We start from the raw sequence: 25,635 nt of genomic DNA on the forward strand, positions 1-25,635 counted from the left end.
ACCATGGATGCCGTGACGACAGCTGAGACGACCACGACCCCGGCCCTGCGGACCATCGACCTGCGCGGACGCCACCTGTCCTGGTCGGAGCTGCGCGCGGTCGTCCCGCGGCAGAGCGCCGGCTCGCGGGCCTCCGCCGAGGAGGCCGTCGAGCAGATCCTCGCGGCCGTGCGCACCGAGGGCGCGGCCGCCCTGCGCGGCTACGCCCGCCGCTTCGACGGCGTGGAGCAGGAGCGCCTGCGCGTGGACCCGGCGGAGATCCGCCGCGCCGTCGACGCCCTCGACCCCGCGGTGCGCCGCGGCCTGGAGACCGCGATCGCGCGCACCCGGGCCTTCGCCGAGGCCCAGCGCCCGGCCGACGCCCGGCTCGAGGTCGCCCCCGGCGCCGTGCTCGTGCAGCGGTGGACCCCCGTGCGCCGCGCCGGGCTCTACGTGCCCGGCGGCCTGGCGGTCTACCCCTCCTCGGTGGTGATGAACGTCGTGCCCGCCCAGGCCGCCGGCGTGGACTCCGTGGTGCTGTGCTCCCCGCCGCAGCGCGAGTTCGGCGGGCTGCCCCACCCCACGATCCTGGCCGCCGCCGGGCTGCTGGGCGTCGAGGAGGTGTGGGCGATCGGCGGGGCGCAGTCCCTGGCCGCGATGGCCTACGGCGTGCGCGACGGCGAGGACGTCCTCGAGCCGGTCGACACCGTCACGGGCCCGGGCAACGTCTACGTCGCCACCGCCAAGCGGCTGCTGCGCTCGGTGGTGGGCGTGGACGCCGAGGCCGGGACGACCGAGATCGCCGTGCTCGCCGACGGCACCGCCGACCCCGCCTACGTGGCCGCCGACCTCATCTCCCAGGCCGAGCACGACCCCGCCGCCGGGTCCGTGCTCATCACCGACTCGCCGGAGCTCGCACGGCGGGTCGCCGCCGAGCTCGAGCGCCAGGTCCCCGCCGCGAAGCACCGCGAGCGGATCACGACCGCCCTGACCGGGCCGCAGTCGGGGGTCGTGCTCACCGACGACCTCGACGCCTCGGTGGCCGTGGCCGACGCCTACGCCGCCGAGCACCTGGAGGTCCACACCGCCGACGCCCGGGAGGTCGCGGCCCGGGTCCGCAACGCCGGGGCGATCTTCGTGGGCCCGTACAGCCCCGTCCCGCTGGGCGACTACGCCGCCGGGTCCAACCACGTGCTGCCCACCGGCGGCACCGCGGTGCACACCCAGGGGCTGTCCACCACCTCGTTCCTCAAGGCCGTGCAGGTCGTGGAGTACACCCGGGACGCGCTGGCGGAGATCGGCGAGGACATCGTGGCCGTGGCCGAGTGCGAGGACCTGCCCGCCCACGGCCGGGCCGTCACGATCCGCACCGGGGACTGATCCCGCGTGCACTGCCCCTTCTGCCGGCACACCGACTCGCGCGTCGTGGACAGCCGCACCACGGACGACGGCACCTCCATCCGCCGCCGCCGCCAGTGCGCCGAGTGCGGGCGGCGCTTCACGACGCTGGAGACCACGACCATCTCCGTGATCAAGCGCTCGGGGGTGACCGAGCCGTTCGACCGGCAGAAGATCGTCAACGGCGTGCGCAAGGCCTGCCAGGGGCGCCCGGTCAGCGAGGACGACCTCGCGATGCTCGCCCAGGAGGTCGAGGAGACGATCCGCGCGGCGGGCGCCGCCGAGATCGAGGCCCACGAGGTGGGCCTGGCGATCCTCGCGCCGCTGCGCCGCCTCGACGTGGTCGCCTACCTGCGCTTCGCGAGCGTCTACCAGGCCTTCGGCGGACTGGAGGACTTCGAGGACGCCATCGAGCTGCTGCGCGCCCAGCAGGCCGAGCACAGCGGCCAGCAGACCATCCCCGCGACCGTCGAGCCCCCGGGCGGCGGGGCGAAGAAGCGCTCCGGGCGACGGCCCCGGGCCCGCAACGGCGAGGGCCTCACGCAGCCCCGCCTGCTCTGAGCGGGCCTCGTCCTCGGCTGGAGGTTGAAGGTTTTTCGCCCCTCGAGGTCTCGACCTGAGGACGAGGTGAAGAATTCCGGCGTGTCTCTTGCCCGACGCGGGGACCGGTCGTAGAGTGGTGCTCACAACAGGCTCCCGCCGGGGCCGCGGAGGGGAAGCCGCGGCCCCGGCGGGGTTATTTCTGCCCCGGCGCCCTCCCGGGCCGGCACGGGGCGCCGCGCCCGCCGGAGGTGCTCCCGCACGACGGACGCCCGGGGTCCCACCGCAGCAGCGGTCGGACCCCGGGCGTCCCGGTGCGCGGGTGCGGCCGGGCGCTCAGCCCGCGGCGTCGTGCGGCACGAAGGCCCACAGGGCCGAGCCCACGATGCCCGCGTTGTTGCGCAGCCGGGCCACCTCCACGGGCGTGCGCAGGGAGAGGTGGGGGAGGAACTTCTCGGCCTTCTTCGACACGCCCCCGCCCACGATGAACAGGCTCGGGGTGAAGAGGAACTCCACGTGGCTGAAGTAGCGCTGCAGGCGCGTGGTCGCCCACTTCTTCCACGGCAGGTCCTCCCGCTCGCGGGCCGCGGCGGAGGCGCGGGTCTCGGCGTCGTGGCCGTCGATCTCGAGGTGGCCGAGCTCCGCGTTGGGCACGAGCTTGCCGTCCATCACGAGCGCCGAGCCGATCCCGGTGCCGAGGGTGATGACGATCACCAGGCCCTTCACGCCACGCCCGGCCCCGTAGACCGCCTCGGCGAGCCCGGCCGCGTCGGCGTCGTTGAGGGCCTCGACGGGCCGGCCCAGGCGCTCGGTCATCAGGGCGTCGACGTCGGTGCCGATCCAGGACTTGTCGATGTTCGCCGCCGAGAGCGCGACCCCGTCCTTGATGATCGCCGGGAAGACGATGCCGACCGGGGAGTCCGGCTCGGGCGCCTCCGGGCGGGACTGGAGCTCGGCCACGATCTGCGCCACGACCTCCGCCACGGCCTCGGGGGTCGCCGGCCGCGGCGTGGCGATGCGGAAGCGCTCGCCCACGAGCTCACCGGTGTCCAGGTCGACGATGCCGCCCTTGGTCCCGGTGCCCCCGAAGTCGATGCCGATCACCCGGCGGCTGGGCACGGGGACGACGGTGGTGTCTGGCGTGGTCATGGAGCGGTCCTCTCGGGGGCGGGAATTCAGGACGGCAGTCTACGGCAGGGTCAGGACGTCGGCGCCGTCCTCGGTGACCGCGAGCGTGTGCTCGAACTGGGCGGTGCGGCGGCGGTCCCGGGTGGTGACCGTCCAGTCGTCGTCCCACTGCTCCCACTGCACGGTGCCCAGGGTCAGCATGGGCTCGATGGTGAAGACCATGCCGGGGACCATGACCGTCGCGTAGGAGGGCGCGGCGTCGTAGTGCGGGACGATCAGCCCGGAGTGGAACTCGCGGCCGACCCCGTGGCCGGTGAAGTCGCGCACCACCCCGTAGCCGAAGCGCTGGGCGTACTTCTCGATCACGCGGCCCACGACGTTGATCTCCCGGCCGGGGCGCACGGCCCGGACGGCCCGCTGCAGCGCCTCCTCGGTGCGCTCCACGAGCAGCCGGGACTGCTCGTCGACCTCGCCCACCAGCAGCGTGCGGTTCGTGTCGCCGTGGAAGCCGTCCTTGTACGCGGTCACGTCGAGGTTGACGATGTCGCCGTCCTCGAGGACCGTCGAGTCCGGGATGCCGTGGCAGATGACCTCGTTGAGGGAGGTGCAGATCGACTTCGGGAACCCGCGGTAGCCCAGGGGCGAGGGGTAGGCGCCGTGGTCGCAGAGGTACTCGTGGGCGATCCGGTCGAGCTCGTCCGTGGTGGTCCCGGGCACGGCGGCGCGCCCGGCCTCCTGCAGCGCGCGGGCGGCGATCCGCCCGGCGGCCCGGATCCGCTCGACGTCCTCGGGGGAGTAGACGTCCCCGGACCGTCCCTCGTCCGGCTCCGCGCGCCCGACGTACTCGGGGCGGGGGATGGCGGGCGGCACGGGGCGGGCGGGGCCCACGGTGCCGGGGGCGAGGGTGCCGAGCGGTGCGGCGCCGGCGGCGGGAGCGGGGCTGTTGTGCGAGGGCACGGGGGACTGGACCTCCTGGATCGGGACCGCCCGGCCCCGTCGGTGCGGGTCCGGGCCTAGGATCTACCCTAACGCGCCGGGGCGCCGAGCAGCCCGGGCGCCCGAGACGAGGAGGCGGCATGAGCGAGTACTGGTTCAACCTCTACACCAAGCAGGTGGAGGAGGGCCCGCAGTCCGACTACCGCAAGCTCCTGGGGCCCTACGCGACCCGGCAGGAGGCCGAGAACGCGCTGCGGCTGGCCGCCGAGCGCACCCGCCGCTGGGACGAGGAGGACGAGGCCTACCGCGAGGGGTGAGCCTCCCGGCTCAGAAGCCGTGCTCGGGGGCCGGGAAGCGGCCCTCGCGCACGTCCTCGACGTAGCGGCCCACGGCCTCGGTGACGACCCCGTGCAGGTCCGCGTAGCGGCGCACGAAGCGCGGCATCCGCCCCTGGCGCAGGCCCAGCATGTCCTGCCACACCAGCACCTGGCCCGTCGTCGTCGCCCCCGCGCCGATGCCCACGGTCGGCACGTGCACGGCGGCGTCCACGGCCGCGGCCGCCTCGGCCGGGACCATCTCCATCAGCACGGCGAAGGCCCCGGCCTCCTGCAGGGCCAGGGCGTCCTCGACGAGCGCCCGCCCGGCCTCGCCGCGGCCCTGCACCCGGTAGCCGCCCAGGGCGTGCTCGCTCTGCGGGGTGAAGCCGATGTGCGCCACGACCGGGGCCCCCGCCTGCGTCATCGCCCGCACGTGCGGGGCGAACCACGCCCCGCCCTCGACCTTGACGGCGTGCGCGCCGCCCTCCTTCAGGAACCGCACGGCGGTGCCGACCGCCTGCTCCGGGGAGGCCTCGTAGGAGCCGAAGGGCAGGTCGACGACGACGAGCGCCCGCTGCGCCGCCCCGGCGACCGCCCGGCACAGGGGCAGCAGCTCCCCGACCGTCACCGGCAGGGTCGTCGCGTGGCCCAGCACGGTGTTGCCCGCCGAGTCCCCCACGAGCAGCACGTCGACGCCGGCGGCGTCGAAGACCGCGGCGGTGAGCGCGTCGTAGCACGTGAGCATGGCGAACCGCTGCCCGCGCCGCTTCGCCTCGCGCAGGTGGTGGGTGCGGACCCGGCGCACGTCGAGCGCGCCGGTCGCCGGGCGGGGGCCGTCCTGGGGCTGCTGGGTCATGCGCCCAGCCTATCGGGCGCGCCCGTGCCCCCGGGCCCGTCCCGGCGGCGCGTTAGAGTGGGCGGGACAGCCATGTCCCCGGTTCCCCGGCCCCCGCGAGCGGCCGGGGCGGGCCGGGGGAGACGACGAGGGAAGAGGACCATGGACCGTCAGCAGGAGTTCGTGCTCAGGACCATCGAGGAGCGCGACGTCCGCTTCGTCCGCATGTGGTTCACCGACGTCGTGGGCGCCCTGAAGTCCGTCGCGCTCGCGCCCGCCGAGGTGGAGGCCGCCTTCGAGGAGGGCCTGGGCTTCGACGGCTCCTCCATCGAGGGGCTCTCCCGCGTGTCGGAGTCCGACATGCTCCTGCAGCCGGACCCCTCCACGTTCCAGATCCTGCCGTGGCGCGGGGAGACGGAGCCGACGGCCCGAATGTTCTGCAACATCCTCACCCCCGACGGCGAGCCGTCCTCCTCGGACCCGCGCGGCGTGCTGGGCCGGGTGCTGGAGAAGGCCTCGGACATGGGCTTCACCTGCTACACGGCCCCCGAGATCGAGTTCTATCTGCTGAAGTCCGACCAGCTCGACGCCGAGGGCGAGCCCGTGCCGGTGGACCACGAGGGCTACTTCGACCACGTCCCCGGCGGGGTGGTCCAGGACTTCCGCCGCAAGGCCGTCGCGATGCTCGAGGCCGTGGGGATCTCCGTGGAGTTCTCCCACCACGAGGCCGGTCCCGGGCAGAACGAGATCGACCTGCGCTACGCCGACGCCCTGCAGACGGCCGACAACATCATGACCTTCCGCACGGTCGTGAAGGAGGTCGCGCTCTCCCAGGGCCTCTACGCGACCTTCATGCCCAAGCCCTTCACGGAGCACCCCGGCTCGGGGATGCACACCCACTTCTCGCTGTTCGAGGGCGACACCAACGCGTTCTTCGAGGCGGGCGCGGAGTTCCGGCTCTCCCGCACGGCCCGGCACTTCATCGCGGGGCTGCTGCGCCACGCCCCGGAGTTCACCTCGATCACCAACCAGTTCGTGAACTCCTACAAGCGGCTCTGGGGCGGCGGGGAGGCCCCCTCCTACCTGTCCTGGGGGCACAACAACCGCTCCGCGCTGGTGCGGGTGCCGCTGTCGAAGCCCGACAAGGTCCAGGCGGCGCGCGTGGAGTACCGCGGGATCGACTCCGCCACCAACCCCTACCTCTCCTACGCGGTGCTGCTCGCCGCCGGGCTCAAGGGCATCGAGAACGAGTACGAGCTGCCGCCGGCCGAGCTGGACGACATCGCCGCCATGAGCTCCGCGGAGCGCCGCGCGCTGGGCCACAACCCGCTGCCCTCGAGCCTCTACGACGCGATCCGCGAGACCGAGGACTCCGAGTTCATGGCGGAGCTGCTGGGCGAGCGGGTCTTCGAGCACTTCCTGCGCAACAAGCGCCGCGACTGGAACGACTACCGGCGGGTCGTGACGCACTTCGAGCTCAAGAACAACCTCGGCATCCTCTGAGCCGCGGACGGAGCGGGCCATGACGCAGTCCCCCCAGTCCCGCGGCACGGCCGCACCCGTCCCCGCGAGCCGGCTCATCCGCGTGGGCTTCGCGAACCTGGAGAAGGCCCAGCGCTGGCTGGGCTTCCGCGAGCTCGCGGACGTGGACCGCGAGCGCCTCCTCGAGGGCCTGGCGCTCGCGGCCTCCCCGGACACCGCCCTGCGCCAGACCGTGCGCCTGCTCGAGCGGGTCCCGGACCTGGCGCGGCGCGTCGACGCCGGGCCGGAGGCCTCCGCCACGATGTTCCGCCTGCTGGGCGCCTCCGAGGCGCTCGGGGAGTTCCTGCTGCGCCGCCCGGAGCACCTCGACGTGCTCGACGAGCCCGCCGCCGCGGAGCCGGAGGAGATCCCGGCCGAGCAGTTCCGCACGGCGCTGCTGGAGGCCGTCGGCGCCGACCCCGGGGCCGCCACCCCCGTGGCGGCGGACACCGGCGAGACCGCGCGCACCGCCCTGCGCACCGCCTACCGGAGGGGGCTGGCCCGCGTGGCGGTCCGGGACCTGGGCGCCGCCCGCCCGGTCGAGCACATGCCCGCCGTCGGGCGCCAGCTGGCCGACCTCGCCGCCGCGGCCCTGGAGGCCGGGCTCGCCGTGGCCCGGGCGGAGGCCGCCGAGACGTGGGATCCGGGCACCGTCGAGCGGGTCCGGCTCGCCGTGATCGGGATGGGCAAGTGCGGGGCCCGGGAGCTGAACTACGTCTCCGACGTCGACGTCGTGCACGTGATGGACGTGGCCGACCCGGACGGCGCCCCGCCGCTGGACCCCGCGGAGGCGACCGCGGTGGCCACGGCCCTGGCCAGCGGCACCGCCCGGGCCGTCATGGCCCGCGGCGAGGAGCCGCCGCTGTGGGAGGTCGACGCGAACCTGCGCCCCGAGGGCAGGGACGGCCCGCTCGTGCGCACCCTCGACTCGCACGTGCGCTACTACGAGCGCTGGGCGCAGTCCTGGGAGTTCCAGGCGCTGCTCAAGGCCCGCCCCGTGGCCGGGGACCCCGACCTGGGCCGGGCCTACCGGGAGGCGATCGACCCGTTCGTGTGGCGCAGCTCGGCACGGGAGAACTTCGTCGAGTCCGTCCAGGCGATGCGCCGGCGGGTGACGGAGAACATCCCCGACGCCGAGCGGGACCGCCAGCTCAAGCTCGGGCCCGGGGGGCTGCGCGACGTCGAGTTCACCGTCCAGCTCCTGCAGCTCGTGCACGGGCGCACGGACGAGCGGGTGCGCACCCGCGCCACCACCGAGGCGCTCGCGCTGCTGTCCGAGGGTGGCTACATCAGCCGCCGCGACAGCGAGCAGTTCGGCGCCGACTACCGGTGGCTGCGGCTGCTCGAGCACCGCATCCAGCTCTTCCGGCTGCGCCGCACCCACCTCGTGCCCCGGGACGAGGAGGAGCTGACCGTGCTCGCCCGCTCGGTGCGGGGGGCGGGGGACACGTCCCTGCCCACGGGGGAGGCGCTGCTCGAGCAGTGGCGGCGGGTCAAGCGCGCGGTGCGGGGGATGCACGAGCGGATCTTCTACCGGCCGCTGCTCGCCGCCCTCGCCCACCTGCCCGAGGCGGGGACCACGCTCTCGCCCGAGTCGGTGCGCGACCGCCTCGCCGCCCTCGGCTACCGCGACCCCCGCGCCGCCGTGCGCCACATCGAGGCCCTCACCCGCGGGGTCAGCCGCCGCGCCGAGATCCTGCGCACGCTGCTGCCCGTGCTCCTGGGCTGGTTCGCGGACGGGGTCGACGCCGACGCCGGGCTGCTGGGCTTCCGCCGGCTCGCGGAGTCCCTGGGCACCTCGCCGTGGTTCCTGCGCCTGCTGCGCGACTCCAACGCCGCCGCCGAGCGGCTGTGCCACATCCTCTCCAGCTCCCGCTACGTCACCGACCTGCTGGAGAACTCCCCCGAGGCCACGGCGTGGCTGGGCCACGACGACGACCTGCGCCCGCCGTCCTTCGAGGCGCTGTGGGCGGAGATCCGGGCCCAGATGTCCCGCCACCCCGAGTCCGCGGAGGCGGTGCGCATGGTCCGGCTGCTGCGCCGGCGCGAAGAGCTGCGGATCGCCCTCGCCGACACCTCGGGCCTGCTCGACGTCGAGGAGGTTGTGGCGGCGCTGTCCGCCGTCGACCACGCCTGCATCCTCGGCGCCCTGCACGTCGCCGAGCGCGAGGTCCACGGGCGGGAGGGCCGCCTCGCCGAGGTCCTCGTCGTCGCCATGGGCCGCCAGGGCGGGCGCGAGACCGGCTACGGCTCCGACGCGGACGTCGTCTACGTGTACGGCCCGGTCGACGGCGCCGACGACGACGCGGCCCGCCGGCAGGCCGAGACGCTGCTGCAGCGCATGGTGCAGCTGCTCAAGGCCCCGTGCTCGCCGCCGATCGTCGCCGAGCGCGTCCTGGAGATCGACAACGACCTGCGCCCCGAGGGCCGCCAGGGGCCGATGGTGCGCTCGGTGAGCTCCTACGCCGAGTACTACGCCCGGTGGGCGGAGACGTGGGAGTTCCAGGCCCTCACCCGCGCCCTGCCCGTGGCCGGCAGCGACGCGCTCGCGGAGGCCTTCCGCCGGGTGATCGACCCCCACCGCTACCCGAGCGCGTTCACGGAGCGGCAGGTGCTGGAGATCCGCCGGATGAAGGCCCGGGTGGAGAACGAGCGCATGCCCCGCGGTGCCGACCCGGCCCGGCACGTGAAGCTGGGCCGCGGCGGCCTCTCGGACGTGGAGTGGCTCGTGCAGCTGCTGCAGCTGCAGCACGGCCACGAGGTCGAGGGGCTGCGCACCACGAGCACCCTCGGTGCCCTGCGCGCGGCCGAGCAGGAGGGGCTGCTGCGCCCCGAGGACGCCGCGGCGCTCGAGGCCGCCTGGCGGCTGGCCACGGCCGTGCGCAACGGGACCGTGCTGCGCACCGGGCGCCGCTCGGACGTGCTGCCCGCCAAGCGCGGGGACCTCGAGGCGGTCTCGCGCTGGTGCGGCTATCCCCACGGCGCGGCCGGGCGCTTCGAGGAGGACTACCTGCGCACGACCCGCCACGCGCGGGCCGTGTTCGAGCGGCTCTTCTACGGGACCTGAGCCCGCACCGGCCCGCCGGTGTCGCCGCACGCGCAGGGCCCCGGATCCGCACGGATCCGGGGCCCTGCGCGTGCGGCGATCAGACGCCGTAGTACATCGAGAACTCCAGCGGGTGCGGGACCACGGCCAGCGGCAGCAGCTCGTTCTCGCGCTTGTACGCGATCCACGTCTCGATCAGGTCCTCGGTGAAGACGTCACCGGCGAGCAGGAACTCGTGGTCCTCCTCGAGCGCCTGCAGGGCCTCCTCGAGCGTGCCCGGGGCCTTCTTGATGTCCTTGGCCTCCTCCCACGGCAGCTCGTAGAGGTCCTTGTCGATCGGGTCGGCCGGCTCGATGCGGTTGCGGATCCCGTCCAGGCCCGCCATCAGCTGCGCGGCGAAGGCGAGGTAGGGGTTGCACGAGGGGTCCGGGGCGCGGAACTCGAGGCGCTTGGCCTTCGGGTTCGTGCCGGTGATCGGGATGCGGATCCCGGCCGAGCGGTTGCCCTGGGAGTAGACCATGTTGACCGGCGCCTCGAAGCCCTTCACGAGGCGGCGGTAGGAGTTCACGGTCGGGTTGGTGAACGCGAGCACCGCCGAGGAGTGCTCCAGCAGCCCGCCGATGTACCAGCGGGCCAGGTCCGAGAGCCCGGCGTAGCCCTTCTCGTCGTAGAACAGCGGCTCGCCGCCCTTCCACAGCGACTGGTGGCAGTGCATGCCGGAGCCGTTGTCGTTGAACACCGGCTTGGGCATGAAGGTCGCGGACTTGCCGAAGGCGTCGGCGGTGTTCTTGATGACGTACTTGAACTTCAGCAGGTCGTCGGCGGCCCTGGTGAGGGTGTTGAAGCGGTAGTTGATCTCCGCCTGGCCCGGGGCGCCGACCTCGTGGTGGGAGCGCTCGACCTCGAGGCCGACCTCGTCCATGGCCACGCACATCGCGTCGCGCAGGTCCGCCTGCTTGTCCACCGGGGAGACGGGGAAGTAGCCGCCCTTGGTGGCGGTCTTGTTGCCGAGGTTGCCGCCCTCCTCCGTGCGGCCGGTGTTCCACGGCGCCTCGTCGGAGTCGATGGCGTAGAAGGAGCCCTGCGGCTGGACGTCGTAGCGGACGTCCTCGAAGATGAAGAACTCCGCCTCGGAGGCGAAGTTCGCCACGTCGGCGATGCCGGTGGAGGCCATGTAGGCCTCGGCCCGCTCGGCGACCCCGCGCGGGTCGCGGTGGTAGGGCTCCCCGGTGCGCGGGTTGACGATCGAGCAGGTGACCACGAGGGTCTTCTCGACGCGGAAGGGGTCCACGAACGCGGAGGACGGGTCCGGGATGAGCTGCATGTCGGACTCGGCGATGCCCTGGAAGCCGCGGATGGAGGAGCCGTCGAACAGCTGGCCGTGCTCGAAGAAGTCGCCGTCCACCGACTTGGCCGGGAGGTTGAAGTGCTGCTGCACGCCGGGCAGGTCCGTGAACCGGATGTCGACGAAGACGATCTCCTCGTCCTTGATGAACGCGAGGACTTCCTCGGGTGTCTGGAACATCTGCTGTTCTCCTTGGTAGGTGGGCGGGACGGCCGTGCCGCAGCGTCGTGCGGCGTCCTCTTCCGCTGTCCACGCTACGGAGGGGCCATTAAGCGACCGTGTCCCTGGTGTTTCCGCGGTGTTACGCCCAGCGGGGAGGAGCGCCGGCTCCGACCAGTCTAGGCGAGGCCGGCCGCGCGCCGGGCGGGCGATACGCTGGGGTCCATGATCGACAGACGTGACCTGGGCTCCTGGCTCGAGGGCCCGCGCACCCGCGGCGGGCATCCCGGGGAGCGCCTCGGACGGCCCGCGCAGGGCCCGGGCTCGGTGGGGCGGCCGGGACGCCGGCTCGTGGCACTGGTCGTGGACTGGTACCTGTGCTGGGCGCTGGCCCAGTGGCTGCTGCCCGGGTGGAACGACCACGGCCTCGTCACGGTCGGGGTGCTGCTGGTGCTCAACGTCCTGGCCGTGGGGGCCACCGGTCACACCCCGGGGCACCTGCTCACGGGGCTGCAGGTGCAGACCCTCGAGGGACGCCCGGCGGGCTTCGCCCGGGCCGTGGTGCGCGCGGTGCTGCTGTGCCTCGTGATCCCCGCAGTGGTCTTCGACGCCGACCAGCGGGGCCTGCACGACCGCGCCGCCGGGACCCTGCTGGTGCGGGTGCGCTGAGCCGGCACCGGGGACGCCGCCCGCGTCCGCGCCGCGCGCACGCCGGTCGCGGGGCCGGCGACGACGGACGGAGGCGCCCCTCGGCGAGGAGCGCCTCCGTCCGTCGTCGCGGACCGGGTCAGCGGCCGCGCATGGCCCGCCGGTCGGGGCGGGCGCGCATGGGGTCGACCCCCTTGGGGATGGGCAGGCGGTTGCCCAGGGTGCTGATCCGCCGGTGCACGGTCTGCACCTCCTGCTTGGTGAGCTTCGTCTCGAGCTTGTTCATCCGCTTGGACAGCTCACGCAGGGGCACCTGGCCCTCGCCCTTGCCGGTCTTCAGGACGTGGATCGGCACGTTCTGGATGACGGGACCGATCCGGCGCCGCTCCTTGGTCACGAGCTTGTCGACCCGGCCCGACGGGCCCTCGGTGACGAGCACGACCCCCGGGCGGCCCACGGCGCGGAAGACCAGGTCGCGGGTGCGCGGGTCCATGGCGGCGGGCTGGTCCTCGACGATCCACCCGCGGCGCAGGGAGGACAGGGCCGCGCCGGCCGCCCCGGGCTGGTCCTCGATCCGGGCGAACGCGGCGCGCTCGGCCCGGCGGGAGAGGAAGAAGGACGCGGAGAGCACGGCGAAGGGCAGGCCGATCAGCAGCCACGTGATCCAGTTGCCGGTGAGCAGGCCGATCAGCAGGAACACGGCCAGCACGGCGAGGCCGATGAGCAGCATCCACCAGCCGATGTTCGGCTCGGTCTCCCTGGTCATCCGGAAGACCTGCTTGATCTGGCCGAGGAACCCCGGGCCCTTGGCGGCCCGGCGCCGCTGCTTCTCCTCGCGGCGCTGCTCCCGGGACGGCTTCCCGGCGGGCTGACCGCCCGGTCTCCCGGCGGAGGCGGCGCGCGACTTGGCGGTGGAGGGTGACACGGTGGGACCTCGTCTGTGTGGTGCGGGCGGGACATCCGGGACGCCGGGGGAGGTGCCGGGGGCACGTCCGCAGCGGCGGTCCGGCGTCCAGTCTAGCCGGTGGCGCGGCCCCCGGCCCGCTCAGCCCAGGCGCTCGACGAGGGAGGACGCCTCCTGCGAGGCGCTGCCGGTGTCCTCGATGTGCGCGAGGTGGGTGGGGATCTCCCGGCCGGACTTCTCCATGGCGCGGGCCCACAGCCGGCCGGCGCGGTAGGAGGAGCGGACCATGGGCCCGGCCATCACGCCGAGGAACCCGATCTCCTCGGCCACCTGCGAGAGCTCCACGAACTCCTCCGGCTTCACCCACCGGTCGATCGGGTGGAAGAGCGGGGAGGGCCGCAGGTACTGGGTGAGGGTGATGATGTCGCACCCGGCGTCGTGCAGGTCGCACAGCGCCTCGTGGATCTCCTCGTTGGTCTCGCCCATGCCGAGGATCAGGTTCGACTTGGTGATCATCCCCGCCTCCTTGCCCTGGGTGATGACGTCGAGGGAGCGCTCGTAGGTGAACGCGGGGCGGATCTGGCGGAAGATCCGCGGGACCGTCTCGACGTTGTGCGCGTAGACCTCGGGCCCGGCGTCGACGATCTGCTGCAGCCGGTCCGGCTTGCCCTGGAAGTCGGGGATGAGGATCTCCACCCCGGTGTTCGGGTTCAGCGTGTGGATCGCCCGGATCGTCTCGGCGTAGAGCCAGGCGCCGCCGTCGTCGAGGTCGTCGCGGGCCACGCCCGTGACGGTCGCGTAGCGCAGCCCCAGCTCCTTGACGGACTCCGCGACCTTGCGGGGCTCCGTGACGTCGAGCAGGTCCGGCTTGCCGGTGGCGATGTCGCAGAAGTCGCAGCGGCGCGTGCACTTGGAGCCGCCGATCAGGAACGTCGCCTCGCGGTCCTCCCAGCACTCGTAGATGTTGGGACAGCCCGCCTCCTCGCAGACCGTGTGCAGGCCCTTGCCGCGGGCGAGCGACTTCAGCTCCTGGAACTCCGGGCCCATGCGGGCGGTGTTCTTCAGCCAGGAGGGCTTCTTCTCGATCGGCGTCTGGGCGTTGCGCGCCTCGACGCGCAGCAGGCGGCGGCCCTCGGGGGCAACGGTCATGGTCGGTCTCCTAGGTCGGGGTCTCGACGGCGGGCACCCGGACCCCTCTCTGCGGGGCCCGGTGCGGATCAGCCGACGGCGGTGGGCCGCGGCAGCGGGGCGGGTGCGCCCGCGGGGGTGAACTGTTCGCACAACTCGGCGGCGCGGGCGGAAAATTCCTGCTCGACGCGCCCGACCACGTCCGCGGGGGTCACGAGCCGGCCGGTCTCGGCCGAGATGCTGGTGACCGAGGCGTCCGTGATCCCGCACGGGATGATCTTGCCGAACGGGCGCAGGTCGTTGGAGCAGTTGAGCGCGAAGCCGTGCATGGTCGCCCGGCGGGAGACCTGCACGCCGATCGCGGCGATCTTCCGGTCGGGGCCGCGCTCGTCGGCGAGCACCCACGCGCCGGAGCGGCCCTCCACGGTGGTGGCGGCCACGCCCAGGTCGGCGAGCACGGCCACGAGTACCTGCTCCAGCTGACGCACGAAGCGCACGACATCGATCGGGACGGGCAGCCGCACGATCGGGTAGCCGATCAGCATCCCGGGCCCGTGGTAGGTCAGCTTGCCGCCGCGGCCGATCGGGACGACCTCGGTGCCGTCGTAGGGGTACTCGTGCGGCTCGGTGCGGCGGCCCGCCGTGTAGACCGGCGGGTGCTCCAGCAGCAGCAGGGTGTTGTCCCGCTCGCCGGCCACGACCCGGCGGTGGACCTCCTGCTGCAGCTCCAGGGCCGCCCGGTAGTCGACGAGGTCGGGGGCGAACCCGACGCGGTGGAAGGTGAGGGACATGGGCCCAGCCTATCGCGGTGCACCGACGGGCCCGGACCCCGTGACGGCTGTGGACAGCGCCCCCGCGCCGACCCGGCGGCGGGGCATGGTGGTCCCGTGCAGCGGAGCAGGGGACAGGACGAGCAGCAGGACCCGGGCCTGGTCGCGGGCCCGGCCCGCCGGGCGGAGGGCGGGCGGACGGACGGGGGGCGCCGGCCCGCGGCCCAGCGCGGCCGGTCCACGGGGGCCGGCGGGACCGGCGGGGCCACGCCGCGGGCCCGGCTCGCGGCCGCGACCGCGGGGGAGCCCGTGGCCCCGCCCGGCCGGCAGGCCCGGCCACGGCCCGCCGACCGGCCGGGCACCTCCGGCCCCGGCGGGCCCGCCGCCGGGGGAGGCGTGCCGGGCCCGGGGCACGGGCACGGGGGTGCAGCGGCCGGGGACCCCCCGGAGGACGGCGGCGCGCTCCCGCCCCCGGTGCTGGCCCCGGAGGAGGGCCTGATGCCCGTGCGCGCCCTCGGCGCCCGGACCTGGCTGGTCCGGGAGACCCGCGCCGGCGAGCCGTTCGTGCTGCGCCGGTGCGCCGGTGCGGACGGCGCGGCCGCGGCCCGGGCGGCCGCCGTGCAGCTGGCGCGGCGGGAGCTGCCCGGCCTGGTCCGCCTGCACGCCCTGGCGGGCCCGGCCGGCCGTCCCGCGGGTCTCGTCGAGGAGCACGTGGCCGGTGGTTCCCTCGAGCAGCGCGTGCGCGCGGACGGCCCGCTCGACCCCGGTGCGGCCGCCGCGCTGCTCCGCGGGGCGGCGGCCGGGCTCGCCGCCCTGCACGGGCTGGGCTGGCGGCACGGGCGCCTCACCCCGGCGCGGGTGCTGCTGCGCGGGCCCGGCGCGGAGGGGGCGGTCCTCACCGGGGCCGGGCTCCCGCCCGGTACCGAGGGACCGGGCCCGGCCGAGGACGTGCGCGCCCTCGGCGCGCTCGTGTGGTGGGCCATGACCGGTCGGTGGCCCCGGCAGGGGGCCGGCCGTCCGCCGCTGGGGCTGCTCTGCCCCGGGTCCGGGCCGGAGCTGGCCGCCGCGGTCGAGGCGGCGCTCGCCGAGGACGCCGGACGGCGCCCCACGGCCGCCGAGCTGGCGGAGCGGACGGCCGTTCCGTCGGGGTCGGGCGGCGCCGAGGGACCCGTCTCCGACGGGAGGGCCGCACGGGCGACCGGCGCGCCGCCGGTCCCCGGGATCGCCCCCGTCGACGGTCCCGAGCCGGCCGCCGGCAGGGCTCCGGCGGACGGGTCCGCGCCGGTCCCCGGACCCGGTGACCACGACGGCGCGTCCGGGCGGCGCCGGGCGGGCGGCGCCGCGGGCTCCCGGCCGATGCGCCGGCGCCCGGCGGAACGCCCCGGGAGCCGGGTGCGGCGGCCCGGGCCGGGACGGGACGGGAACCGGCCGGTCCCGGCACGGGTGGCGACGCACCTGCTCGCCCCGGCGGCGGCGCTGCTGACCGGCTGGCTGCTGTTCGGGGCGCTGGTGCCGGCGCCGCCGGGAGACTCCGGGCCCGCGGCGGAGCCCGTGCCGGCGGCCGGACCGCTGCGGCTCATGGGCGGTGCCGGGGCGGCCGGGGGCCCGGCCGCCCCGGCACCGGCGGCGGAGGCCACCGGGGACCCGGCCGAGGCCCTGGCCGACCTGGTGCGGCTGCGGGGACGGGCGCTGCGCACCGGGGACGCGGCCCTTCTCGAGCGCGTCCACGCCGCCGGGGGCCCAGGCCTCGCGGCCGACCGGCGGCTCGTCGAGGAGCTGGCCCGCCGCGGCACGGACCCGTTCGCCGCCCTCGAGCTCACGGCGGAGCGGATCCGTCCCCTGCCCGGGACCGGCGGCCCGGGCACGGCCGCCTTCCGGGCCCGGGTGCGCGCGGAGGGCTGGCGCGCCCCGCGGGATCCCGGTTCCGCGGTCGTGCCCGCCGGGGACGGCTGGGCCCAGGACGTCGAGGTGCGGCTGGTGGACGACGGCGCCGGCTGGCGGCTCGCGGAGGTCGCCCCCGTGCACCCCGCGGACCGGGACGACGCCGGCCCCCGGCGCTGACGGACAGCACCGGGGGCCGGGACGGGGGCGGGAGGGTCTACCAGAGGGTGGCCACCGCCATGTTGATCAGTGCCGATCCGCCCACGGCGTGGGCCAGGCCCGTGGAGACGGGCTGCCCGCGCTTCGTCCGGCGCTGGCCGACGAACGCGGCGATCGCGACGGCGAGGGCGATCAGCAGCTTCACCGCGACCTTGGCGTGGTTGACCGGGTCCTCGCCCATCTCGTGGATGCCGACCAGGAGCAGCCCCGTGATCAGGCTCAGCAGCGACGCGTGGAACTGGCCCGGCGAGACGGTGGGGCGCTTCATGGTGTAGATCCACGTGCCCACGATGATGGCGGCGCCGACGAGGTGCAGGAGGACGAGGAGACCGGTCACGAAAGTCATGCACCGAGCCTATCGGAGCCCCCTCCCGGGGACGCCCGGAGGGCGTGCCCCTGTGATCAGGAACACGCCCTCCGGCGGTGTGCGCTCAGCGCGCGGGGGTGCGCACGGCCGTCAGAGCCCGACCTCCGACTCGAAGCGGCCCTCCTCCAGGCGCGCCTTCAGCGCCTGGAGGAAGCGGCCGGCGTCGGCGCCGTCGACCAGGCGGTGGTCGTAGGTCAGCGACAGGTAGCACATCCGGCGGATGGCGATGGTGTCGTTGCCGTCGGCGTCGGAGACCACCATGGGCCGCTTCACGATCGAGCCCGTGCCGAGGATCGCGACCTGCGGCTGGTTGATGATCGGGGTGTCGAACAGGGCGCCGAAGGAGCCCAGGTTCGTGATCGTGAAGGTCCCGCCGGTCAGGTCGTCCGGCGTGATGTTGCCCTCCTTGGCCCGCGAGCCCAGGTCGGCGATCTGCTTGGCCAGGCCGCCGAGGTTGAGGTCGCCCGCGTCCTTGATCACCGGCACGAGCAGGCCCTTGGGCGTGTCCACGGCGATCGCGATGTTCTCGGAGGCGTTGTAGACGATCTCCTTCTCGGCCTCGCGGAAGGTGGCGTTGAGCTTCGGGTGCGCCTGCAGCGCCTCCGCCACCGCCTTCGCGAAGAACGGCAGGTAGGTCAGCTTCGCGCCCTCGCGCTCCTGGAATCTCGTCTTCGCCCGGTCGCGCAGCACGGCCACGCGGGTCATGTCGACCTCCGTGACCTGGGTCAGCTGCGCCGACTCCTGCAGGGACTCGCGCATGCGCTGGGCGATGGTGAGCCGGATGCGCGGTGCCTTCTCCGTGGTGCCGCGCTTGGCGTCCGGCTGCGGCGCCGCCCGGGGGGCGGACGGGGCCGACGGCGCGGCCTGCTGCTCCTCGGCGGCCGGGGCCGCGCCCTTCTTCTTCTCCTCGGCGGCGGCCAGCACGTCCTGCTTGCGGATCCGTCCGCCCACGCCGGTGCCGGTGAGCGTCGAGAGGTCGATGCCCTCCTTCTTGGCCAGCTTGCGCACGAGCGGGGTGACGTAGGGCGAGCCGTCGCCGGAACCGGCGGCGTCGGTGCGGGCGCCGTCGCGCTCGCCGGCCGGGCGCTGCTCCTCGTCGCCGGTCTCGGCGACCGCGGGCTCCTCGGTGCGCACGAGCGCCTCGTCGCGGGACGGGGCGGGCTCGGGCGCGCCGGCGGCACTGCCCTCGTAGCCCTCGGCACCGCCCTCGGCACCGCCCTCGGCGCCGGCCGGGGAGGTCCCGGCCTGCTCGGCGGCGGGCTGCTCGGAGGGCTTCTCCTCCCGGGCCGGGGCCTGCCCGGAGCCGATCACGGCCAGGACCTGGCCGACCTCGGCGTCCTCGTCCTCCTGCACGCGGATCTCCAGCAGGGTGCCGGCCACGGGGGAGGGGACCTCGGTGTCGACCTTGTCGGTGGAGACCTCCAGCAGCGGCTCGTCGACGGCGACCTCGTCGCCGACCTGCTTGAGCCAGCGGGTCACGGTGCCCTCGGTCACGGACTCGCCCAGGGCGGGGAGGGTGATCTCGGTGCCCTCGCCCGACTGCCGGGTGTCGGCCGTGGGCTTCTCGGCCGGGGCCTGCTCCGCCTCCTCGGCCGCCTCCCCGGTGTCCTCGGGGGCGGAGGCCTCGGTCGCGGCGTCCTCGGCCTGCTCGGCGGCGGGCTGCTCGGAGGGCTTCTCCTCCCGGGCCGGGGCCTGCCCGGAGCCGATCACGGCCAGGACCTGGCCGACCTCGGCGTCCTCGTCCTCCTGCACGCGGATCTCCAGCAGGGTGCCGGCCACGGGGGAGGGGACCTCGGTGTCGACCTTGTCGGTGGAGACCTCCAGCAGCGGCTCGTCGACGGCGACCTCGTCGCCGACCTGCTTGAGCCAGCGGGTCACGGTGCCCTCGGTCACGGACTCGCCCAGGGCGGGGAGGGTGATCTCGGTGCCCTCGCCCGACTGCCGGGTGTCGGCCGTGGGCTTCTCGGCCGGGGCCTGCTCCGCCTCCTCGGCCGCCTCCCCGGTGTCCTCGGGGGCGGAGGCCTCGGTCGCGGCGTCCTCGGCCTGCTCGGCGGCGGGCTGCTCGGAGGGCTTCTCCTCCCGGGCCGGGGCCTGCCCGGAGCCGATCACGGCCAGGACCTGGCCGACCTCGGCGTCCTCGTCCTCCTGCACGCGGATCTCCAGCAGGGTGCCGGCCACGGGGGAGGGGACCTCGGTGTCGACCTTGTCGGTGGAGACCTCCAGCAGCGGCTCGTCGACGGCGACCTCGTCGCCGACCTGCTTGAGCCAGCGGGTCACGGTGCCCTCGGTCACGGACTCGCCCAGGGCGGGGAGGGTGATCTCGGTGCCCTCGCCCGACTGCCGGGTGTCGGCCGTGGGCTTCTCGGCCGGGGCCTGCTCCGCCTCCTCGGCCGCCTCCCCGGTGTCCTCGGGGGCGGAGGCCTCGGTCGCGGCGTCCTCGGCCTGCTCGGCGGCGGGCTGGTCGTCCCCGCCACCGCCGCCGGAGCCGTCCCCGATGACGACGAGGGGGGCGCCGACCTCGACGTCCTCGTCCTCCTCGACCAGGATCTTCTCGATCACCCCGGCCACGGGGGAGGGGATCTCGGTGTCGACCTTGTCGGTGGAGACCTCGACCAGGGGCTCGTCGACGGCGACCTCGTCGCCGACCTGTTTGAGCCACCGGGTCACGGTGCCCTCGGTCACGGATTCGCCCAGTGCGGGCAGGTTCACGGTTTCTGACATCGTCCGACCGTCTCTCTTTCGGTGCCTACTGTGGTGCGCTCCGGGTGCGGTGCCCGGGGCCGGGGTGCGGGGGCGAGGCCCGCCCGCGGGGGCGGGGCCTCGGTGCGGTCAGCCGTGCAGCGGCATGCCCGCGAGCGCCATGGCGGCCTCGCCGATGGCCTCGTTCTGCGTGGGGTGGGCGTGCACGAACGCGGCGACGTCCTCCGGGTAGGCCTCCCAGTTCACGATGAGCTGGCCCTCGCCGATCTGCTCGCTGATGCGCTTGCCGATGGCGTGGAAGCCGACGATGGGGCCGTCCTTCTCGCGCACGAGCTTGATGATGCCGCCGGTGCCCAGGATGGAGCTCTTGCCGTTGCCGGCGAGGTTGTACTCGGCGACCTCGACGTTGTCCTCCCCGAACTTCTCCTTGGCCTTCGGCTCGGAGTAGCCCACGGAGGCGATCTCCGGCTCGGTGAAGGTGACCTTGGGGATGTTGACGTCCTCGACGATCGCGGGGTCGAGCCCGGCGATCTCCTCCGCGACGAAGCGGCCCTGCTGGTAGCCGCGGTGGGCCAGCTGGACGCCCGGGACGATGTCGCCGATCGCGTAGATGTTGCCGACGCCGGTGTGCAGCCGCTCGTTGGGGGTCACGAAGCCGCGGTCCATGGGGATCCCCTGCTCCTCGTAGCCCATGTCCGCGGTGTTCGGGCCGCGGCCGACCGCGACGAGCACGATGTCGGCCTCGAAGACCTTGCCGTCGGCGAGGGTCACGCGCGCGACGTCGTCGTCCTGCTCGACCTTCTCGAAGAAGGTGCCCAGGTTCGACTTGATCCCGCGCTTCTTGAACTCGCGCTCGAGGGTCTTCACGATCGAGGGGTCCTCGTTGGCCACGAGGTGGGGCAGGCCCTCGATGACGGTGACGTCCACGCCGAAGGACTTCCACATGGAGGCGAACTCGCAGCCGATCACGCCGCCGCCGAGCACGATCGCGCTCTTGGGCACGAAGTCGATCTCCAGGGCCTCGGTGGAGGTCATGATCCGGCCGCCGATCTCCACACCCAGGGTCTTGGACACCGAGCCGGAGGCCAGCACGATGTGCTTGCCGGTGTAGGTCGTGCCGTCGACCTCGATCGTGTTCTGGCCGGTGAGCCTGCCGACGCCGTCGATCACCGTGACCTTGCGCATCTTCATCAGCCCGGACAGGCCCTTGAACTTGCCGGCGACGATCTTGTCCTTGTACTCGCGCACCGCGGCCATGTCGATGGACTCGAGCGTGGTGTGCACGCCGTACTTGGCGCTCTCGCGGGCGTCCTCGGCGAGCTCGGCGGAGTGCAGGTACGCCTTCGTGGGGATGCAGCCCCAGTGCAGGCAGGTGCCCCCGAGCTTGTTCTTCTCGACCAGACCCACCGTGAAGCCGAGCTGCACGGCCCGGAGCGCGGCGGCGTAGCCCGCGCTGCCGCCGCCCAGGATCAGGATGTCGAATTCGTTGTCGGCCACGTGTTTGGCTCCTCGTCGGTTGGCGTCGGGGGACGGGCGGGTGGCGCACCGTCCGGTGACACGGTGTCTGTCGTGCTTACCTTATCCTCACCGTCCAGCGAGTCTCCAGGAAGGCGGAGCGCGCCGGACGGCGGGGTGCGGGCGGCCTCAGCCGCGGCGCGCGGCGGTGTCCTCGAGCAGGCGCACGAGGGTGCGCACGCCCGCGCCGGTGCCCTCCGCGGGGGTGTAGCCCCACGGGGAGGACTCGTTGAAGGAGGGGCCGGCGATGTCGATGTGGGCCCACGGGATCCGGGTGTCCCCGGTCCCGCCCGCGAACTCGCGCAGGAACAGTCCGGCCACGAGCATGCCCCCGTGCTTGTCCCCGATGTTCTTCAGATCGGCGACCTTGGAGTCCAGCGAGGCGCGCAGGTGCTCCGGCAGCGGCATCGGCCACGCGTCCTCCCCGGCCGCCCGCGCGGCGTCGACGACGGCGGAGCGCAGGTCGTCGTCGCCCATGACGCCCGCGGTGCGGGTGCCCAGGGCGACCATCTGGGCGCCGGTGAGGGTGGCGATGTCGACGACGGCGTCGGGGCCCTCCTCGCACGCGGCCACGAGCCCGTCCGCGAGGACGAGCCGGCCCTCGGCGTCGGTGTTGAGGACCTCGACGGTGCGTCCGCCCCGGATCGTGATGACGTCGCCGGGGCGGGTGGCGGTGGCGGAGGGGAGGTTCTCGGCCAGGCACAGCCAGCCGGTGACGCGCACGGGCAGGCGCAGCTCCGCGGCGGTGAGGACCGTGGCCAGGACGGCGGCCGCGCCGGCCATGTCGGACTTCATGGTCATCATCGAGGCGGCCGGCTTGAGCGAGAGCCCGCCGGAGTCGAAAGTGATGCCCTTGCCCACGTACGCCACGTGCCGGGAGGCGCGGGCGGGGGCGTACTCGAGCCTGACCAGGCGCGGGCCGTTCACGGAGCCCTGGCCCACGCCGACCAGGCCGCCGTAGCCGCCCTCGGCGAGCTCCTGCTCGCCGAGCACCCGCACGGTGACCTTCGTGCCCCGGGCGGCCCGGCGGGCGTACTCGGCGACGGCCTCGGGTGAGGTCACGTTGGGGGAGAGGTCCACGAGGGTGCGCGCGGCCCGCACCCCGCGCCCGAGGGCCGCGGCGCGCTCGAGCGCCCGGCCCAGGGCCGCCTTCGGGACCTCGGGCGCGTGGACGACGGCGGAGGCCAGCGGCGCCTTGACCGCCCCGGCGGTCGCGGCGCGCTGGTGGGCGAACGCGAAGGCCCCGAGCGCGGCGCCCTCGGCCACGGCGGCGGCCTCCTCGGGGGTCCCGGCCGGCAGGGCGAGCACGGCGGAGTCGCGGCCGGCGAGCCGGCGCACGGCCGCTCCGGCGGCCCGCCGCAGCGCCTCGGCACGGGCGTCGGGGTCCCCGGCGGGGGTGCCGAGGCCGGTGAGCACGACGACGGACCAGGGCAGCCCCGGAGGCGCCGGCAGCACCGCGACCTCGTCCGCGCCCCCGCCGGCGGCGACCGCCTCGGCGGCCTCGACCACACCGGCGAGCCGGCGCTGCTCACCGGCGGGCAGCAGCACGCGGGCCGCGGCGCCGGGGGCGTCCCCGTCGCGCTGCACGGCCAGCACGAGGGCCTGCGCCGGGGTGCGGGCGAGGGACTTGTGGGTGGCGGTGAGCTCGATGCCCCGGGGCTCGAGCAGGTCCTGTACGTCGGGCATGGGTCGTCCTTTCGCTGGCGGTCGCCGGAGCCGGCGCGGGGGTCCCGGCCGCGCCGGGCCCGACCCGCGGGCGTCCCCCGATCCTAGCCCCGGGCGGCCCGCCGGCCGGCACCCGCGGCGCGGCGGCGTGCGGGAATACCGGGCGGGGCCCCGCCGTTGGAACCCACCGAGGCACGACCGCCGGCCGTGCCGCGCCGACCGACCCGCATCCCAGGAGGACTCACCGTGCTGGACCCCACCTCGCTGTACCTGAGCAACCCCGCGCTGCTCGAGGACGCGCGGGTCCGAGGCCTGCCGCTGATCGTCGCCCTGTCGGGCTACGCGGAGGCCGGTCACGTGGCCGACCAGCTGGAGAACGCCATCACCGACGCCCTGCCGCACGAGGTCGTGGCGCGCTTCGACCTCGACCAGCTCTACGACTACCGGGCCCGGCGCCCGCACGTGCGCTTCGTCGAGGACCACTTCGAGCAGTTCCGCAATCCGGAGCTGTCCCTGCGCCTGGTCACCGATCCCCTGGGCCGCAGCTTCGCCCTGCTCACCGGCCCGGAGCCGGACCTGCAGTGGAACCGGTTCGTCGAGGCCGTGGTCGGGCTCGCCCGCCGCCTCGACGTCTCCCTCGTGGCGCTGGTGGCCGGCATCCCCATGCCCGTGCCGCACACCCGCCCGGTGCTGGTGTCCGTCCACGGCAGCCGGGCCGACCTGCTGCCCACCGAGCACGCCTGGAAACCGGTGGTCGAGATGAGCTCCTCCGCGGCCCAGCTGCTGGAGATCCGCCTCACCGAGGCCGGGATCGACAACATCGGCTTCACCGTCCACGTCCCCCAGTACCTCGCCGAGGCGCACCTGCCGCACGCCGCGGTGGCCGCCCTCGAGCACGTCAGCGCGGTGACGTCCCTGACGCTGCCCTCCGACGAGCTGCGCGAGGCCGCTCGGGAGATCGAGCGCCAGATCGACCACCAGGTCGGCGCCTCGCCGGAGGTCCAGGCCGTCGTGGCGGGCCTGGAGCAGCGCTACGATGACGTCGTCGACGCCTCGGCCCCCCGCTCCCTGCTGGTCGGGGACGAGTCCGAGCTGCCGGACGCCGACGAGATCGGCGCCGCGGTCGAGGCGTTCCTCGCCGCCCAGGAGGACGACCAGGACTGAGCCCGCCCGCCGGGTGGCGCGGTCCGGCGCGCCCGGGGCGGTGCCGTCCACCCCGGGCCCGGCCCGCCGTCCCGAAGAGCGGAGCGCATGAGTTTCCACCGGTCCCGTCCCCGCGAGCCCGGCAGGGACTCCGCGCGCGCGTACCTGGTCCTCGGCATCGGCACCTTCGCCTACTTCAGCGCCGTCGCCCAGCGCACCAGTTTCGGGGTCGCCTCCGTCGACGCCGCCGAGCGCTTCGGGGCCGCCGCGTCGGTGCTGTCGCTGTTCTCCCTGATGCAGGTCCTCGTCTACGCCGCGCTCCAGGTCCCGGTGGGCGTGCTCGTGGACCGCTACGGCTCCCGCGTGCTGGTCGCCGCCGGTGCGGCGCTCATGGTGGTCGGTCAGGTGCTGCTCGCGGCGGCGGACACGGTCCTGGAGGGCGTGACCGCCCGCGTCCTGGTCGGCGCCGGGGACGCCGCGACCTTCGTGTCGGTGATGCGCCTGATCCCCGCCTGGTTCTCCCCGCTGCGCGTGCCGATGCTCACGCAGTTCCTGGGCGTGGTCGGCAACCTCGGCCAGCTCGTCTCCGTCGTCCCCTTCGCCGGGGCCCTCGAGCGGGCGGGGTGGTCACCGTCGCTGCTGTCCCTGGCCGGGCTGGCCGCCCTGGCGGCAGTGCTGGCCGCGGCCGTGCTGCGCGACGCCCCTCCCGGGACCGACGTCCGCCGCCGCGAGCCGGGCCTGCGGCGCACGGGCCGGGTGGTCCGGGAGAGCCTGGCGGAGCCGGGCACCCGGCTGGGGTTCTGGGTGCACTTCACGACCCAGTTCGCCGGCAACACCTTCGTGCTCATGTGGGGCTACCCCTACCTCGAGTACGCCCAGGGCCTGCCCGACCGCGCCGTCTCGGTCGTGATGACGTCCTTCGTGCTCACCAACGTGGCCGTGGGCCTGGTGCTGGGCCGGCTCACCGCCCGTCGCCCGGGCCGCCGCGTGCGGCTCGCCCTGACGGTCACCGGCGTGATCTTCGCCGCCTGGGGCGTGCTGCTGCTGTGGCCGGGGGCGGCCCCGGCCCCGGTCGTGCTCGTGGCAGTGTGCACCATCGCGATCAGCATGCCCGCGTCCCTGATCGCCTTCGACGTCGCGCGCAGCTTCAACCCGCCCCACCGCTCGGGCACGGCCACGGGCATCGTCAACGTGGGCGGGTTCACGGCGACCGTCCTCGCCGTCCTGCTCACGGGCCTGGTCCTGGACGCCCTGCACGCCGCCGGCTTCCGCCCCGACCGCTACGACCCCGACGCGTTCCGGCTGGCCGTCGCCGCCCAGTACCTCGTGGCCGCCGCCGGCGCGGCCGGCGTGCTGGCCACCGCGCGGCGGGTCCGGCACCGGCACGGCCCCGGCCGGGTCTGAGGCCTCCCGGGGTCCGCCCTGCACCGGCCCGCGGGTCCGGGGCCCGCCGCTGCCGCCGTCCCCAGGCCCTGCTCCCCGCCGGCGGGG

The 25,635-nt window shown here is 74.8% G+C and carries 20 protein-coding genes; 9 read left to right on the forward strand and 11 right to left on the reverse strand.

What is annotated here, in order from left to right:
- Nucleotides 1–3 precede the first annotated feature (3 nt).
- Together hisD and nrdR are read left to right on the forward strand one after the other, a co-directional pair.
- The gene (gene hisD, locus AS188_RS09050; RefSeq protein WP_058858577.1) at nucleotides 4–1,359 is read left to right on the forward strand and encodes a histidinol dehydrogenase; all 1,356 of its coding nucleotides are present in this window, start codon (nucleotides 4–6) and stop codon (nucleotides 1,357–1,359) included.
- Nucleotides 1,360–1,365: 6 nt separating this feature from the next.
- A complete protein-coding gene (gene nrdR / locus AS188_RS09055; RefSeq protein WP_083529363.1) occupies nucleotides 1,366–1,938 on the forward strand; it encodes a transcriptional regulator NrdR in 573 nt (190 codons plus the stop codon).
- Between the two features lie 315 nt (nucleotides 1,939–2,253).
- On the opposite strand, the gene ppgK is transcribed toward nrdR, so the two are convergent.
- Nucleotides 2,254–3,066, reverse strand: a complete 813-nt coding sequence (ppgK, locus tag AS188_RS09060) for a polyphosphate--glucose phosphotransferase (protein WP_058858578.1) — start codon at nucleotides 3,064–3,066, stop codon at nucleotides 2,254–2,256.
- 39 nt (nucleotides 3,067–3,105) lie between these two features.
- Entirely contained in the window at nucleotides 3,106–4,002 is an 897-nt protein-coding gene (gene map / locus AS188_RS09065) for a type I methionyl aminopeptidase (RefSeq protein ID WP_058858579.1), read from the reverse strand.
- Between the two features lie 119 nt (nucleotides 4,003–4,121).
- On the opposite strand from map, the gene AS188_RS16900 reads away from it, so the two are divergent.
- On the forward strand, nucleotides 4,122–4,298 hold the full coding sequence (locus tag AS188_RS16900; protein WP_112255526.1) for an aldehyde dehydrogenase family protein: 177 nt from the start codon (nucleotides 4,122–4,124) through the stop codon (nucleotides 4,296–4,298).
- Nucleotides 4,299–4,308: 10 nt separating this feature from the next.
- Here AS188_RS16900 and panB read toward each other — a convergent pair whose 3' ends face one another.
- Nucleotides 4,309–5,154 (reverse strand): 3-methyl-2-oxobutanoate hydroxymethyltransferase, encoded by an 846-nt coding sequence (gene panB, locus AS188_RS09070; RefSeq protein ID WP_058858580.1) that lies wholly within the window; start codon nucleotides 5,152–5,154, stop codon nucleotides 4,309–4,311.
- 141 nt (nucleotides 5,155–5,295) lie between these two features.
- Between panB and glnA (AS188_RS09075) the strand changes: the two genes are divergently transcribed.
- Nucleotides 5,296–6,636, forward strand: a complete 1,341-nt coding sequence (gene glnA, locus AS188_RS09075) for a type I glutamate--ammonia ligase (RefSeq protein WP_058858581.1) — start codon at nucleotides 5,296–5,298, stop codon at nucleotides 6,634–6,636.
- 19 nt (nucleotides 6,637–6,655) lie between these two features.
- Nucleotides 6,656–9,721 carry a bifunctional [glutamine synthetase] adenylyltransferase/[glutamine synthetase]-adenylyl-L-tyrosine phosphorylase gene (locus AS188_RS09080; protein ID WP_058858582.1) on the forward strand — a complete coding sequence of 1,022 codons (3,066 nt, stop codon included), beginning with the start codon at nucleotides 6,656–6,658 and terminating at the stop codon, nucleotides 9,719–9,721.
- 79 nt (nucleotides 9,722–9,800) lie between these two features.
- On the opposite strand, the gene glnA (AS188_RS09085) is transcribed toward AS188_RS09080, so the two are convergent.
- Nucleotides 9,801–11,225 (reverse strand): type I glutamate--ammonia ligase, encoded by a 1,425-nt coding sequence (gene glnA / locus AS188_RS09085; RefSeq protein ID WP_058858583.1) that lies wholly within the window; start codon nucleotides 11,223–11,225, stop codon nucleotides 9,801–9,803.
- 204 nt (nucleotides 11,226–11,429) lie between these two features.
- On the opposite strand from glnA (AS188_RS09085), the gene AS188_RS09090 reads away from it, so the two are divergent.
- Nucleotides 11,430–11,873: an RDD family protein gene (locus AS188_RS09090; RefSeq protein WP_058858584.1), complete on the forward strand. Its 444-nt coding sequence runs from the start codon at nucleotides 11,430–11,432 to the stop codon at nucleotides 11,871–11,873.
- Nucleotides 11,874–11,991: 118 nt separating this feature from the next.
- Here the strand turns inward: AS188_RS09090 and AS188_RS09095 are convergent, their stop codons facing one another.
- The 3 genes from AS188_RS09095 to lipB all read right to left on the reverse strand — a co-directional run bounded on the left by AS188_RS09095 (nucleotide 11,992) and on the right by lipB (nucleotide 14,675).
- Nucleotides 11,992–12,777 carry a DUF4191 domain-containing protein gene (locus AS188_RS09095; RefSeq protein WP_058858585.1) on the reverse strand — a complete coding sequence of 262 codons (786 nt, stop codon included), beginning with the start codon at nucleotides 12,775–12,777 and terminating at the stop codon, nucleotides 11,992–11,994.
- A 120-nt stretch (nucleotides 12,778–12,897) separates the two neighbouring features.
- Nucleotides 12,898–13,905 carry a lipoyl synthase gene (lipA, locus tag AS188_RS09100; protein WP_058858586.1) on the reverse strand — a complete coding sequence of 336 codons (1,008 nt, stop codon included), beginning with the start codon at nucleotides 13,903–13,905 and terminating at the stop codon, nucleotides 12,898–12,900.
- Between the two features lie 68 nt (nucleotides 13,906–13,973).
- Entirely contained in the window at nucleotides 13,974–14,675 is a 702-nt protein-coding gene (gene lipB / locus AS188_RS09105) for a lipoyl(octanoyl) transferase LipB (protein ID WP_058858587.1), read from the reverse strand.
- Between the two features lie 96 nt (nucleotides 14,676–14,771).
- Here lipB and AS188_RS09110 point away from each other — a divergent pair, with 96 nt between their 5' ends.
- Nucleotides 14,772–16,715 (forward strand): serine/threonine-protein kinase, encoded by a 1,944-nt coding sequence (locus AS188_RS09110; RefSeq protein ID WP_058858588.1) that lies wholly within the window; start codon nucleotides 14,772–14,774, stop codon nucleotides 16,713–16,715.
- A 37-nt stretch (nucleotides 16,716–16,752) separates the two neighbouring features.
- Here AS188_RS09110 and AS188_RS09115 read toward each other — a convergent pair whose 3' ends face one another.
- The 4 genes from AS188_RS09115 to AS188_RS09130 form a co-directional block, all read right to left on the reverse strand.
- Nucleotides 16,753–17,100, reverse strand: a complete 348-nt coding sequence (locus AS188_RS09115) for a hypothetical protein (protein WP_058858589.1) — start codon at nucleotides 17,098–17,100, stop codon at nucleotides 16,753–16,755.
- Nucleotides 17,101–17,211: 111 nt separating this feature from the next.
- Entirely contained in the window at nucleotides 17,212–19,842 is a 2,631-nt protein-coding gene (gene sucB / locus AS188_RS09120; RefSeq protein ID WP_083529364.1) for a 2-oxoglutarate dehydrogenase, E2 component, dihydrolipoamide succinyltransferase, read from the reverse strand.
- 108 nt (nucleotides 19,843–19,950) lie between these two features.
- On the reverse strand, nucleotides 19,951–21,318 hold the full coding sequence (lpdA, locus tag AS188_RS09125) for a dihydrolipoyl dehydrogenase (protein WP_058858590.1): 1,368 nt from the start codon (nucleotides 21,316–21,318) through the stop codon (nucleotides 19,951–19,953).
- A gap of 147 nt (nucleotides 21,319–21,465) precedes the next feature.
- Complete coding sequence (locus tag AS188_RS09130) at nucleotides 21,466–23,022, reverse strand: leucyl aminopeptidase (protein WP_058858591.1); 1,557 nt, start codon at nucleotides 23,020–23,022, stop codon at nucleotides 21,466–21,468.
- A gap of 225 nt (nucleotides 23,023–23,247) precedes the next feature.
- On the opposite strand from AS188_RS09130, the gene AS188_RS09135 reads away from it, so the two are divergent.
- Complete coding sequence (locus AS188_RS09135) at nucleotides 23,248–24,165, forward strand: PAC2 family protein (RefSeq protein WP_083529365.1); 918 nt, start codon at nucleotides 23,248–23,250, stop codon at nucleotides 24,163–24,165.
- 87 nt (nucleotides 24,166–24,252) lie between these two features.
- Nucleotides 24,253–25,548 (forward strand): MFS transporter, encoded by a 1,296-nt coding sequence (locus AS188_RS09140; RefSeq protein ID WP_058858593.1) that lies wholly within the window; start codon nucleotides 24,253–24,255, stop codon nucleotides 25,546–25,548.
- Nucleotides 25,549–25,635 lie beyond the last annotated feature (87 nt).

Source organism: Kocuria flava, assembly GCF_001482365.1.
Taxonomy (GTDB): Bacteria; Actinomycetota; Actinomycetes; order Actinomycetales; family Micrococcaceae; genus Kocuria; species Kocuria flava.

Excerpts from the sequence above, each read along its gene's own strand:
- hisD (WP_058858577.1), top strand. The coding sequence starts at position 4 with ATGGATGCCGTGACGACAGCTGAGACGACCACGACCCCGGCCCTGCGG.
- ppgK (WP_058858578.1), bottom strand. The coding sequence starts at position 3,066 with ATGACCACGCCAGACACCACCGTCGTCCCCGTGCCCAGCCGCCGGGTG.
- AS188_RS16900 (WP_112255526.1), top strand. The coding sequence starts at position 4,122 with ATGAGCGAGTACTGGTTCAACCTCTACACCAAGCAGGTGGAGGAGGGC.
- panB (WP_058858580.1), bottom strand. The coding sequence starts at position 5,154 with ATGACCCAGCAGCCCCAGGACGGCCCCCGCCCGGCGACCGGCGCGCTC.
- glnA (WP_058858581.1), top strand. The coding sequence starts at position 5,296 with ATGGACCGTCAGCAGGAGTTCGTGCTCAGGACCATCGAGGAGCGCGAC.
- AS188_RS09080 (WP_058858582.1), top strand. The coding sequence starts at position 6,656 with ATGACGCAGTCCCCCCAGTCCCGCGGCACGGCCGCACCCGTCCCCGCG.
- glnA (WP_058858583.1), bottom strand. The coding sequence starts at position 11,225 with ATGTTCCAGACACCCGAGGAAGTCCTCGCGTTCATCAAGGACGAGGAG.
- AS188_RS09090 (WP_058858584.1), top strand. The coding sequence starts at position 11,430 with ATGATCGACAGACGTGACCTGGGCTCCTGGCTCGAGGGCCCGCGCACC.
- lipA (WP_058858586.1), bottom strand. The coding sequence starts at position 13,905 with ATGACCGTTGCCCCCGAGGGCCGCCGCCTGCTGCGCGTCGAGGCGCGC.
- lipB (WP_058858587.1), bottom strand. The coding sequence starts at position 14,675 with ATGTCCCTCACCTTCCACCGCGTCGGGTTCGCCCCCGACCTCGTCGAC.
- AS188_RS09115 (WP_058858589.1), bottom strand. The coding sequence starts at position 17,100 with ATGACTTTCGTGACCGGTCTCCTCGTCCTCCTGCACCTCGTCGGCGCC.
- sucB (WP_083529364.1), bottom strand. The coding sequence starts at position 19,842 with ATGTCAGAAACCGTGAACCTGCCCGCACTGGGCGAATCCGTGACCGAG.
- AS188_RS09130 (WP_058858591.1), bottom strand. The coding sequence starts at position 23,022 with ATGCCCGACGTACAGGACCTGCTCGAGCCCCGGGGCATCGAGCTCACC.
- AS188_RS09140 (WP_058858593.1), top strand. The coding sequence starts at position 24,253 with ATGAGTTTCCACCGGTCCCGTCCCCGCGAGCCCGGCAGGGACTCCGCG.